The organism is Janthinobacterium agaricidamnosum NBRC 102515 = DSM 9628 (assembly GCF_000723165.1).
Taxonomy (GTDB): domain Bacteria; phylum Pseudomonadota; class Gammaproteobacteria; order Burkholderiales; family Burkholderiaceae_D; genus Janthinobacterium; species Janthinobacterium agaricidamnosum.
On sequence record NZ_HG322949.1, the window covers coordinates 1,102,727 to 1,116,283 of the forward strand.

Sequence of the window (13,557 nt, forward strand, 5' to 3'; positions counted from 1 at the left end):
GATGATGACGTTCAATATCGAGGGAGCGAATGGGCAGAGTGGGAGTCCCGGCGGCGCCGGCGGCACCGGTTCCACTGGCAGGAGTGCGAATGCGGGCAGCTCCAGTGGCGGCAAGAATCCAAGCTGCTCCGGCGGCTATGCCGCCGATCCTGGCGGCACCGGCGGCAATGGCGGCACCGCCTCGGGCGGCGGCAACGGCACGATTTCCGGCAGCGGCATTTTGCGTCTGGGCGAGATCGTCGGCGATGTGGTGATCAGTTTTAGCGGCGGCAGCGGCGGCGATGGCGGTGCCGGCGGCGCCGGCGGACGCGGTGGCGCGGGCGGCGCCGGCGCCACCGGTTCCGGTCCTTGCGCTTCGCGCTCGGGCGCAAGCGGCGGCAGGGGCGGCAACGGCAGCGCGGGCATGCCTGGGGGCAAGGGAGCCGATGGTCCCGCCGTGGCGGTGTTTTATACCGTCCTGAGTCCGAGCGCCAATGTCACCTTCCAAAACCAGCGCTTGCAAGGCGGCAGGGGAGGCTTGGGCGGCGCGCCGGGCGCCGGCGGCCCGGGCGGTTCCGGCGCCTCCAGCGGCAGTCCGGGCACTACCGGCGGCGCCGGCGCGGCGGGCGCCAATGGGCAGCCGGGCAGCTTTTCCCTCAACCCTGAAACTTGACGATGGCGCGCTGTCATTTAACCGTTCCCGGCGCTGCAAGGACCGGGGGCAAAAGGAGTTTTTGATGACCATATTTGATACGGCAACGATACGCGCGGCTGGCGCCAGTGCGGCCCCCCAGCCCGCCGCTTCCGCCGGCGTGGCGGGCGCCAACGGCGGCAATGGCACGGCGGGCCATCTGAGCGGCCCGAATGCCTGTCCGACCTGCAATTGTTCGACCAATGGCCAGGCCGGGCAAGGCGCCGGCGGCGGTGCTAGCGGCAATGCCGCCGGCGCGGCTTATCCGGCGCCGGCGATCAGCCTGAGCATCGATACGCTGTACGGCGCGCTGGTGATCACCTCGGTGGGCGGCAATGGCGGCGCCGGCGGCGCGGGCGGCCATGGCGGTCAAGGCGGCCATGGCGGCAACGCCGGCCAGATGACCGGCAATGCCGACAGTTCTTGCCTGGGCGGCAGCAAGCCGAAGTGCCAGTTGGCCAGCGGCGGCAAAGGCGGCGATGGCGGACCTGGCGGCGACGGCGGCAATGGCGGCGCGGCCGGCAACGGCGGCGACATCACCGTCGATATCCAGGATCGCAGCCAGGGTTCGGTGACAGCGCATTCGGTCTCGGGCGAAGGCGGCCTCGGCGGCGCCGGCGGAGCGGGCGGCCAGGGCGGCCAGGGCGGCGCCAATGAAATTATCCAGGGTGGCACTCCCGGCAACGCGCCCGCCGGTACGCCGGGAAATGCCGGCGCGGTTGGCGCGACCGGGCCGCTGGGTTCGTCCGGCACCGTGATCAACAAGAATTCGGTGACGGCATGAGCGGCGGCGCCGGTCCCACAGCTTACGATGCGCCGCTGGCGGGACGCCTGGCGCCGTTGACGACGCTGGCCAACCAGACCTTGAGCAATCTGATGCTGCCGTCCGGCTGGGCGCTGCTGTACCAGTATTCGGCGTCATCGGCATTCGGCGGCGCGCAGTATTTCCTGGCGGCGTATCCTGCATCGGCGCCGACCGTTTGCGTACTGGTGCTGGGCGCGCCATGGAGCCGCTTCATTTCGTTTTACGTGCCCTTTGTCAACCATGCGCTGGACCCGGTCAGCAGCGCCATCGTCGGCAATGGGACCCGCATATCCGCCGATCTCGGCTTCAATTCGATGTACAAGGCGGTGCGCAAGCAATTGTGGCTCGATATCGCCAGTGTCAGGCAAACGGTGCCGGCCTTTGCGGTGAATTTGCCGATGATTACGACCGGCATCGGTCCGGGCGCCGCGATGGCGCAATTGGCGGCGCTCGATTTGCGTCCCGGTAAGCAAAACAGTCCATCCGAGGTATCGCAACTGCAATCGTATGTGTATTCCTGCCCGCCGTTCGGCGATGCGGCGTTCGCGCAGTTTTTTGCCGCGCAGATCGGCGACGGCTACCGCTTGCAGGCGCAGGCCGATTTCTTTCCGACCAGCCCGGCGGCGGGCAGCGGCTATGTCCAGGCCGGCGCTGCGCAAAACCTGCCCTTGAAAATCCCGACCTACGATTCGCCATGGGTCGAACGCGACGGTCCGTATTACCAGCAATTGCTGACTGGCGCCGAGCCGGCGGCCGATAGCGCCGGCAGCCTGGACATGTCGAGCGGCATCGATGCGATGCTGGCCTTCAGCCTGTCCAAGCTGAGCGCGGTGGCTTACCAGATGGCCCAGCATCCCGGCAGCACGGTCGCCTTCGGCTACGACCCTTACGTACTGAAAAGCAATGTCACGCTGCAGGGCAGCGTCTGGGCCAGCGTGTTCGAGGGGCCGGATACGCTGGTCATCGCGCTGCGCGGCACGATTAGCTGGCAAGAATTATTTACCCTGGTCAGCGACGCTTTTCCCGCCACGCCGGACTGGCTGGCCAGCGGCCATGGCCAGTATGCGAAAGGCCTGGTGGCCTTGTACGGCGCCGGGCGCGACACCTTGCGCGCCGCCTTGTCGGGACTGGGCAACAAGCCGGTGCTGCTGACCGGCCACGATATCGGCGGCGCGCTGGCCAACCTGATGGCGGTCGACTTGTCGCAAAACCCGCTGCCGGGGCAGCGTCGCGTCGCGGCGGTGTACACCTTCGGCGCGCCGCCGGCCGCCAGCAATCCGTTCGCCGCCAGTTACGACACCGGCCCATTGGGCGCGCTCAATTACCAGGTGGTTCGGCCAAACGACGTGATGCCGCGCATGCCGCTGTCCGGCATGCTGTTTACGCTGGGAACCCGGGTGGCGTTGTCGGGCGGCGATTTCGATTCCTACAACGGCAGCACCTGGCATGGCTTGTATAACTACATCAATTTGCTGAACCCCCACGTTTGACGGAGATTTTGATGGAAAAGCAACAGCAGCCAGGAGCGGCCGCGGCAGCCTTTTTTACGAAGCAGCTCGCTTATCACAAGGTCGGCCGCGAGCAACTGCTGGCGGAACCGGTGCGCCTGGCCGCCGGGCAAACGGAACTGGTGCTGGACTGGTATCCGGAACGCTCGGCGCTGGCGCCGCTGCGGATCGAGCGCAACCATGTGGCGGTGTTTGCCTGGAGCAAATTGATCCTGGAAGCGGGCCAAAAACTGATCGTGCACGGGCCGCATCAGGAACGCAGCTTGCTGGTCATCGAACACCTGCACCTGGCGGCCGGAGCGCAACTGCAACTGCACATGCCGACCGAACTGGTGGTCGCGCGGTGCGACAGCGCCGCCGTGGCCGGCCGTGCCGGCGAGGCGGTGGCGGCCACCATCGTGGTGACGGCGGCGTCGGGCGCAGCGGGAATGAATGGCCCGCAAGGCGGCGCCGGCGTGCCCGGCAGGGCACCCGGTTCGGCGGGCGGCAATGGCGCGCCGGGCGGTGGCGGCAGTCCCGGCGGCAATGGCAGCAGCAGTCAGACCTCGAATCTCCATATCGGCATGATGTTTGGCCACTATGTGTTTGAAATCAACGGCGGCGATGGCGGCGATGGCGGGGCCGGCGGGGCCGGCGGCAATGGCGGGGCCGGCGGCATCAATCCGGCGACCCACCAGATGGGGATGGGCGGCGGTGGCGGCTCGGGTGGCCCGGGCGGACCCGGCGGCAACGCCGGTAATGGCGGCGTGCTGCGCGTCTTTACAGAAGGGATCGCGCCGGGCACCACCTACGAATTGCGGCAACCGGTGCCGCGCGGCGGGGCTGGCGGGGCCGGCGGACGCGGCGGCATACCGGGACTGGGCCATCCCGACGGCAGCCCCGGCATGCCCGGCGTGAATGGTCCGGCCGGCAGCGACGGCTGGCCCGGCGTGATTGAAATACGGGTGATCTAGGCACGATACGGCGCGGCATCAGGACCAATCGGAACGAGGGGAACCATTATGGCAACTGGCAATTTCTCGGCACTCGGCGCCGAGGCTGGCGCGGGGCTGTTCGACGCGACTCAATTGGCGCCGACGCTGGTCAAGCTGGGCGTTGCAGTCGGCCTGCTGCGGGCGGTGCCGGATACGCCGGATGCGTACGTGCTCAACGCCGCATGGTTTGAAAATCCGCTGAATGTCACCGGCGACAACCTGGGCCGCAACGGCGCGACCATCGCACTGCTGTTCGCCGAATTGCTGGGCGAAGTGTCGGCCGGCGCGCTGGGCCTGGCGGCCCAGGACCTGGGGGCGATGGGCGTGTGGAATCCGATCCCGAATCCGCAGAATGGCAAGGCTACCGGCTTTTACCTGGTCAACTATCCGGTCGATGCGGCCCGGCCCGACGGCGACCAGGTGTTTGGCATCGGCATTTTGCACCAGTGGCAGTTCCAGCCCGGCGGCGCGAACGCGGGTGCCGGCGACATCGCGGTGCGGGTCTGGGGCTTGCTGCCGGTCTTGAGGATCGGCCAGGGCGGCATGGCGCTGGTATTGGGGCAAAGCAGCTATCCCTTGAACATGGGCCTGGAATTCGCCGCGCCCGGCAGCGACAATATGATCGACAGCAATGGCTTGTCGTTCAACGGCGTCAAGGTCAGCGCCCAGTTGAGCCTGGCGCCGTCGCCGGCGGTCGACTTGTCTGTCGTGATATTGAAATTGAAGCTGCCGACTGAAGTGACGGCAAGCGACCGCAACCTGGGCCAGATCGCGCAAATCACGCCGCAGGAATGGCTTAGTACGGTATCCACGCTCTGTGTCACGGCCTTGCAGCGCGTGTTGAACCAGGACCAGCGGCTGGCGTATCTGTTGCCGATCTTCGGCTTGTCGCCGGTGCTGCCGAACAGCGCCTTGCGGCTGCCCTTGCTGGGCTGGGAACAATTACTGTCGCTGGCCAGCGCCGGCCAGCCGATGTATACGCCATTCGTTGCCTGGTTCAACCAGTTGCTGGCGCAACAAGACGCCTTCGCCGGCTGGATGGGCGCGATCGCGGCCTTGCTCGGCATGCCAAGTGCCACCGTCGATGGCGCCGGCAGCCAGGCCGATCCCTATCGCGTGGCGTTGTTGCAAGACAGCCAGTTCGGCACGCTGCTCTTGACGATGGTCAGCCGGGTCGATGCGGCTGGCACGCGCTATTTGCTGCCCGGTCTCAATTTCCGCGCCAAGCCGCAAGTGCTGGGCAGCGCGCCGGCGCAAATCGGCCTGCATGCGCAGCTGGACCTGGCGCAATTTTCGCTGGCCACCAGTGGCAGTGCCGGCATCCAGACCGATTTCCTGAACCTGGTCATCGGCTTTGCGCTGACCAATACCGATGCCGATAAACCTTTGTTTGAAGGTAATGTCGGTTCCGCCGCCTATGTATTCGGCAGCTTGACGGCGGGCATTTCCGTGTTGCAGGGACAAAATGCGGCGCTGAAAGTGGTGCCGGCCTTCCAGTTGAACCATGTCAGCACGCCGAATGGCGCCTATGCGGTGATCGACCTGACGCAAGCGGGCGACTTGGTCGACCAGGCATTGCAGGAATTATATGGCCTGGTCGACGCAGCCCTGCAAGCCGTGTTCGGTGTCGCCGCTGGTTCGACCTATGGCGCGCAGGCGGCGGTACTGCTGGGCGTGATCGCCCCCGCGCCCGGCGCCGGTGTGCGCTGGCCGGCCAGCCTGGCGCCGCCGTTCAGCGCGGCGCAACTGGTGCGCTCGTTCCAGAATCCGGTCGCCGCGCTGGCCGATTATTATGCGGCGCTGGTGCACGGCGAGGCGCTGGCCGGCGGCCATGCACCCGTGTTTTATGTGTTGCAGGCGCTGGGCGGCTTGCTCAACAGTACGGCCGGCCCGACCGCCGCCAGCGGCAGCGGCTCAGTGACAGATCCGTGGCTATTCCCGCTGGCCGCGCCGGGCAGCGGCGATTTGCCAGCCTCGCTGCTGGCTTATATCGATACCTCGCCCGACGCCAAGCGCCGTTTGACGTTCGGTTTGCAACTGGCGCCATCGATCAGCTTTGGCAGCAATATCAGGCTCGACGCGATATTCAGCGTGCAGGCACTGAGCCTGGAACTGCCAGTGGCCAACGATGGCACGGCGCTGGTGGCGCGCATCTTCCCTGGCCTGGCTGTGCAGTTGGCCTTGCCGCAAGGATTTACCACGCCGCAGGTGGCGGGCGCGGCGGTCAGCGTGGCCAGCGCCGGCTTCACCGGCGGCTGGTCGCCGTATGCCGGCTGGCACTGGAACATGACGGTTGGCCAGCCGGCCGTGGTGGTCGACGGCAACCGTCTCGATGTCGGCCAGGGCATGGTGTTCAGCGACAGCGATTCGATGCAACAACTGGTGACCAGGCAGGCCGCCAGCTTTGCGCCGGTGGTGGTGGCGCTGATCGGCGTGGCGGTGTACCGCACCGGCAACCGGCCCGGCCTGGCCTTGAACGGCGTCCTGGGCTTGCTGCCGCAACTGGGACCGTTCATGCCGGCCGGCCTCGCATGGCCGGCGCAGATGCCGCTGCTGCAGCCCAGCGGTTTTTCCGACCCGGTCGGCGACCTCCAGCGCCAGCTGTCGGCATTGCTGGCGCACGCCGATAGCAGCCGTGCCGCGCTGGCGCTGCTGGGCTGGTCGGTCAGCAATGACGCGGCCGTGCCGCAAGTCGATGGCGACGGCAGTGTCGAACAGCCGTTCGGCGTACCGTTCGATTTGCCCGGCGGCGTCGAGCTGGCGGTGTGGACCAGCGGCCAGGGCCAGACGCTGGGCGCCGGCTTGCGGCGCGACTTTGGCTTGACCGCCGGCGGCATTGTCGCCGAGACTGGATTGCTGCTGCGCCTGATCGAGCTTGGCTTGACCGGCGGCGTACCGGCCAGCAACGTGGTGCCCAGCTTGCGCTTGCGCAGCACGCTGACCCCGGCGACGGCCTTGTCGATTCCCGGCAGCGGCGGCAATAGCCTGGTATCGATCAGTTTCGGCCTGGAACTGGGTCTCGGCAATCAAGTGCTGGCGCTGCAGCCGCTATTGCATGTCGTGGTGCGGGAAAGCGACGGCAGCTTGGTCGACTATGATTTGCAACAATTGACTGGCGCCAGCAGCCAGTGGCTGGCGGCTTTTTATGGCACCGTCAACCTGGGCTTGAGCCGCCTGGTCACGCCCCTGCTGGCCAATTCGGCGGTCAACAATGCCTACCGCGTCCTGCAACTGATGAATCTGGTTTTGCCGCTGGACCAGGCCCATGGCCAGGCCGCGATCAATGCGGCCGGCTGGAGCGCGATGCTGTCGGCGCCGCTGGAATTTTTCCGCCAGCGCGGCATCGCCCTGTTCAGCGACAGCGCCAGCCGCGCGCTGGCCGTCGCATTGCTGCAAGATATCTGCGGCATCGCCTTGCCGCCGGTGCCCTTGCCGCTGCTGCAAGTACTGCACGCGCTGCAACTGGTCGAGGGAGAAGCCGGCGGTTACGCGCCGCGCATCTACGATCTGCTGCAGACCGCGGCACAGCCGGCGCAGCAATTAAGACAGCGCTTCACGGCGCTGGTGCACAACGATGTGCTGTTAGCCGAACTGGTCGGCCAACTGGACCAGCAACTCGAAGCGGTGGACTTCGGTCCGCTGCAACTGGCGATATCGCAGGGGGCGCTGTTCAGCATCACGCTGGGCCACGGCGACGCGCTGATGCTGGGCAATCTGCTGCAAATCAAGGGGGCGCTGCGCTTCGACTTGCGCACCAGCCAGCTGGCCGGCGACCTGGAACTGTATTGCGCGCAAATCCAGCTGGCGCTGCGATCGCAACTGGCGCTGGCCGTCAATCCGGCGCAGGACTTCAGCTTCGGTGTCGACCTGGCGTGGGGCGACGGCAGCCAGACGATGCCCTTGCCGCTGCGTGTGTATCCATTTTCCGCCGCGTTATTCCTGGAACAAATCCAGGTGCTGGCGCCCGATTTCGCGCTGGCCACTTTCTTGAGCCAGGTGGTCGATGCGCGCTTGCTCAATACCTATCCAGTCGCGCGCACCGCACTGACCGCGCTTGGCCTGGTCAGACATGACAGCGGTAGCGAAAAATGGTTCATGAGGTCGCCACTGGGCCTGTTCGGCGATCCGCTGCAATGGCTGCTTGGCGACGCGGTGCTGGGCCGCAACGGTCAATTGAATATCGCCACCCTGCGCGACGTGTTCGCCACCATCACCAGCAGCAGCCAGGCGGCCAATGGCGTCGGCATCGCACCGGTGACCGATGGCGTGCGGATCTTCGGCTTGCCTTACGGCCAGCAAATCACGCTGGTGGCCGATGTGGACAGCCAGCAATTCACGATCACGCCGGGCTTGCCTGAGAGTATCAGTTTGCCGCTGCTCGATGGCGTCATGTTGCAAGACTTGTCGTTCGCGCTGTCGCTGGGGCCGAACTTCCAGCCCGGCGTGGCGGGCTCGGTCGGCGTCAGCGGCGATATTTCCGCCGGCAACACCTTGTTGGTGACAGCCGGCTACCGGCATGGTTTCCTGCTGTCGGCGGGCTTGGTGCAAAGCAAGCAGACCTTCCAGGTGCTGCCGTTCCCCGGTTGGCAAACGCTGGTGCTGGAAGCGGCGGCGCAAGCGGCGCAAATGTTGCTGAAGCAATTGAACACAGTGTTGCTGGACCAGTTGGCGGCGGCCGGCGCGGCCGATTTCGTGGCGCGGCTGCGCAGCGCCGGCAGCCAGTTGCAAGTCGCCGACCTGATCAGTGAACTGGCGGCCGCCGGCAGCCAGGGCGCCGATGCGGTCGGCACGGCGGCGCTGTCCTGGCTGACCGGGCGCTTGTCGAGCGCCCATGCGGCCAATAGCGTGGCGGCGGTGGTGACCTTGCTGCAGCCGTATTTCCCGCAAATCCAGGCGCAGGGGGCGCTGCTCAGCTACCGGCCATCGGACAGCTTGCCGGTGACCTTGCTGAGCGGCGTGCAAACCCTGGGCGGCGTCTCGCAACTGGGGCTGTGGACGGCACTGGAGTTGCCGGCCAGTACCAGCCTGGTGCTGAATATCGAAGCCACCGGCATCGGCATTCCGCTGCAGGCGGATGGCCAGCCGGCGCCCGGCCTTGTGCCGCGGCCCCACTTCCAGTTTTCCGTGCTGGCGCCGCTGCAAGACCAGTTGGGACCGAAGCTGGAGATGCATTTCGATGTAGCGCAAGGCAAGTTTGTACTCGGCATCGACCCTGCCGGCGGCAGTGGCGGCGCCCACAGCGAGTATTACCGCGAGTTGCTGCCGATGTTCTTCGGCGAGCCGGATGCGTCGAAGTGGGGCGGCGCCGTGCTGTCGTGGCTGGAAGCGCTGCTGCTCAACATCGTGCCGCGTTATGTGTCGATCGTGGTGCTGAACCAGTCCAGCGTCAAGGAGTGGATGGCGCAGCCGCTGTTCCCGGCCGGCTCCGCCGTGAATCTCAACAGCGCCAGCAGCGGCGGACCGAGCGCGGCGCAAATATTGATGGCGGCGCAATTGCTGATACAGTCCGGCGCCGATCAATTGTATATGCTGAACAGCCTGCAAGCGTTGCAGGCGCTGACCATCGAATCGTTCCTGGCCGGTTTCTTGCGCGCCTTGCTGGCCGATGAATTCCAGCTGATCAGGATCGGCGCCGAGGGCGGCATCTGGGTCGGGCCGCGGGTGGCCGGCGACGATTATTTCGGCTTGCGCGTGATGCTGCCGAATATGTCGCTGGCGGCGGTACCGTACGTCACGTTCCAGCTGGGCGACGCCGATACCGGCTGGATTTCCAGCGCCGGCGGCGACGCCGACTTGAAGGGCGGCATTTCGCTGTATGTGCCGATCTCGGCCACGGCGCCGGATTTTGCGCGCACGGTGCTGGAATTCGTCAATATCGGGCTGGATTTTGTTGGCAAGCAAAAACAGAACCTGGTGCAATTGCAGCGCTTCTCGATGCGCGCGATCCAGCCGCGCGGCTTGATCACCTTCGATTTCGGCAACAGCAATCCGGTCAGCGGCTACGGCGGCGGGATTACCCTCAGCGATATCGGCATGTCGCTGGCGCCGAATGTGGCCACCGGCGGCGGTAATGCGGTGGCGCAAAACCTGCTCGGTTCGGGCAGCTCCGAGGCGCCGCAACAAGACAATCCGGCCGCCAATCCGACCTTTTCGGTGCGCACCTCGTACGTCAAGCAATTGTATGTCGAATTGTTCAATGGCGAAGACAAGGGCACGTCGCAAATCTGGTTCCCGGTGCAGCGCAGCTTCGGCCCACTGTACGCCAACAAGATCGGCGCCGGTTGGCAGCAAAGCGATTATCTGCTGCAAATGCTATTCGACGGCAATGTCAGCCTGGCCGGCCTGTATATCGGCGTCGATACGCTGTCGGTCGGCGTGCCGGTCAAGAACCCGCTCGATTTCAGCGCCTACCAGCTCGACCTGGCCGGCCTCGACATCAGTTTCAAGGGCGGCGCGGTGGAAATCAACGGCGCCTTCCTGAAACAGGACAGCCCTTTGCGCTACGACGGCGCGGCCACTGTCAAGGCGGCCAGGTTCGGCTTGTCGGCGCTCGGTTCCTACGCCGAATTGCCGGTCGATCCAGCCCAGCCGGACGGCGCCAGCGTGACGTCGCTGTTCGTGTTTGCCAACCTGAATATTCCGCTCGGGCCGGATCCGGCCTTTTTCATCAATGGCCTGGCGGCCGGTTTCGGCTACAACCGCAATATCCTGATCCCGGAACCGGGCGAGATCGCCGAGTTTCCATTGGTCAAGGGCGCAATCAGCAGCAGCGTGTTTGGCGGCAAGGCGGCAACGCCGGATTCGGCGCTGGAAGTGCTGTCGCACGTGGTGTATCCGGAAGTGGGCCAGTATTGGGGCGCCGGCGGCATCCAGTTTTCCACCTATCAATTGCTGAATAGTTTTGCGTTGCTGATCGTGCGTTTCGGCCGCGAATTCGCGATCGACCTGGTCGGCATCACCAGCGCCTCGTTCCCGCCCAAGGTCGCGCCGTCGAGCGCGCTGGCCTATCTGGAGCTGGGCTTGCTGGTGTCGTTCCGGCCGTCGCAAGGGATGGTGTCGGTGCGTGCCCAGTTGACGCCGAATTCCTTCATCCTGTCGCAGGATTGCCGGCTGACGGGCGGCTTTGCGGCCGTGCTGTGGTACCAGGGCGAACACGCGGGCGACTTCGTGCTGACGCTGGGCGGCTATCATCCGGCGTTCAAGGTACCGGAGTTTTATCCGGTGGTGCCGCGGCTCGGCTTCAACTGGCCGATGGAAGTGGGCGGCGCGATGTCGCTCAATATCGCCGGCGGCAGCTATTTCGCGCTGACGCCATCGGCCGTGATGGCCGGCGGCTATTTGCAAGTGCTGTTCAAGGCCGGCCCGCTGCGCGCCTGGTTTAATGCCGGCGTCGATTTCCTGATCCAGTGGCAACCGTTTTACTTCATGCTCAACGGCTATGTCTCGGTCGGCGCCGGCATCGAAGTGACGATAGCCGGCGTCAGGGTCAGCCTGTCGGCCGAGATCGGTGCGCGGCTGCTGATGTGGGGACCGCCGATCGCCGGCCTGGTCAACGTCAACTGGTATGTGATTTCGTTCAGCATCCCGTTCGGCGACAGCGATCAATCGAAACCGAAGGTGCAGCCGTTGGCCTGGGATGCGTTTCAGAAAAATTTCCTGCCGCCGCTGAGTATTGCGGACCCTGCCGGCCAGGCCCACCTGCGTGACGAGGCCGCCAACCCACGCCTGCACCCGCAATTGCGCTTGCTGCAAAGCGGCATCCAGCCGCCGCCAGTGATCAGCCAGGCGTATGCGGTGCTGAAGGCGCAGGTGGAGCAAGGCTTGCTGGACGATTTCGGCGCGGCCGGCTGGGTCGTCGCGACGCCGTTCATATTCAATATCAATACCGTGATCCCGTCCACGCTGATGCGTTTCGATGGCGCGGCCGCGACCTTTACCGGTCCGGCGATCGGCATCCAGCCGATGGCCCAGCCATCGGTGACGACGCCGCTGACGCTCAGCGTGCTGGGCTGGGATACCGCGTCGAATAGCTGGGTGGCGGTCGACCTGGACCAGCGCCGTATCGCCATCGCCAGCCTCGGCAACGGCGTGCCGGAGGCGCTGTGGTCGAAACAGGCGTTCGATCCGAACGGCGTGCCGCAGGCGAAAGTGATACCGGATGGTATCGTCGGCGCCAGCATCGCCGGCTTGAGCGCGCTGCTGTACGCGCCGGTCGGGCCAATGGACCTGACCACGCTGGCTTATGTGACGCTGGGGCCGTTGCCGCTGCCGTATGCGTGGACGCCGCACTATCCGCAACAGCCGGTCGGCAGCCAGCAAAACCGCGCGCACATCATTGCCGCCAGCATCATGGCGCCGGCCGTGGTGGAATTGCGCGATGCAATCTACGCGGCGCTGCGCGACTTCGGCCAGCCGGCGCTGCGCAGTCCCGACTTGACGGTGCTGGCGCACAATGTCGGCAATATCTTCCAGTCACCGCCCAGCCTGGCTGCGCTGGGCGCGACCCTGCTGCCGCCGGCCCGTGCGGCCTTGCGCAGCGGCCGCAGCGTGCCGCAACCGGCTCGCCGCCAGTCCGCGCCAGCCGCGCCGGTCCAGGTCGACACCCATCTGGTCGGCAGCAGTTGGGCCTATCGCAGCGGCGTGGCCAGCGCGCTGGCGGCCACGGCGGGACGTGCCGGATTGCCGCTGACGCGTTACCGCAGCCGCGCCAAGTGGCTGCCCGGCAATGCGCGCGCCAGCCTGCAGGTGCAGGCGGCAGCCAGCCTGATCGTGCGCGGCGGCGCCGGATTGCCGCTGCGTTTGCTGGAAGGCACCACCAGCATCGTGCGCCTCGGCAGCGATGCGCAGGGACACTTGCGCTTGCAGGGTGGCTTGCCGTTGCGGATCTGCAGTTTCAACCAGTACCAGGAGCCGCTGGCGCAGCAATTGCTCGATCCGGCGCAACACAGCCAATACCAATTGCCGCCCAGCACCGAACAAGTGGTGGCCATCGCCCAGGGCGACGAGAGCGGCGGCGTGGCCGGCTGGTACCGCGACGGCGACTGGACCCGCTTGAACCATTATTACTTCCATGCCGGCAATAGCCTGGTGCGCCCGCAAGCGATACCGAATATCGGCGACGGCAAGCATGGCGCCATCCTGGCCGGCACCGTGCTCGACAGCAATCAGGTGCAAACGGCCGATGGCGGTTTGGCGAATGGCTGGCTGGAAACCTTGTTCCTCGACCAGGTGCAAACCGTCGCCGTGGTCATCGACGGCGCCGCCGTACCCCGGGTGCAGCTGTGCTGGAGCGGCGACCTGGCCCATCCAGCCTATGCCGGCGATGCCAGCGCCAGTTCGATGCGGCGCAGCGGCGATCTGCACATCCATCTGTTCGACGTGCCGCCGCGTCCGCATGGCGCCGGCCATGCCGCGCTGGCCGTGCTGGTGTTTGCGGCGCGTCAGCACGGTCATGCCAGCCTGCAAGGCGTGCTGGGCTGGAACCAGCCGCAAGCCACGCTGGCCAAGGCGGGCATCGGCGGCCAACTGGCCTCGCATGCGGCGTCGGCCGGCCATGCGGCGCCGCGCGCCACTCTTTTGCAGCTCAGTTAATCATGAACC

The 13,557-nt window shown here is 66.1% G+C and carries 5 protein-coding genes; all 5 read left to right on the plus strand.

The genetic code is table 11. The annotated features are described in order from the left end of the window. The first annotated feature begins 1 nt into the window (after position 1). Positions 2 to 652: a hypothetical protein gene (locus GJA_RS27715; protein ID WP_051780300.1), complete on the plus strand. Its 651-nt coding sequence runs from the start codon at positions 2 to 4 to the stop codon at positions 650 to 652. A gap of 64 nt (positions 653 to 716) precedes the next feature. Beyond that, positions 717 to 1,454 (plus strand): hypothetical protein, encoded by a 738-nt coding sequence (locus GJA_RS28475; RefSeq protein WP_051780302.1) that lies wholly within the window; start codon positions 717 to 719, stop codon positions 1,452 to 1,454. Beyond that, the gene (locus GJA_RS04745; RefSeq protein WP_038489287.1) at positions 1,451 to 2,965 is read left to right on the plus strand and encodes a lipase family protein; all 1,515 of its coding nucleotides are present in this window, start codon (positions 1,451 to 1,453) and stop codon (positions 2,963 to 2,965) included. Before GJA_RS28475 ends, GJA_RS04745 begins: the two co-directional genes overlap by 4 nt. Positions 2,966 to 2,976: 11 nt before the next feature. After that, a complete protein-coding gene (locus GJA_RS28480; protein ID WP_051780304.1) occupies positions 2,977 to 3,936 on the plus strand; it encodes a hypothetical protein in 960 nt (319 codons plus the stop codon). 48 nt (positions 3,937 to 3,984) lie between these two features. Beyond that, positions 3,985 to 13,548, plus strand: coding sequence for a DUF6603 domain-containing protein (locus GJA_RS04755; protein ID WP_038489291.1), 9,564 nt, complete (start codon positions 3,985 to 3,987; stop codon positions 13,546 to 13,548). Positions 13,549 to 13,557 lie beyond the last annotated feature (9 nt).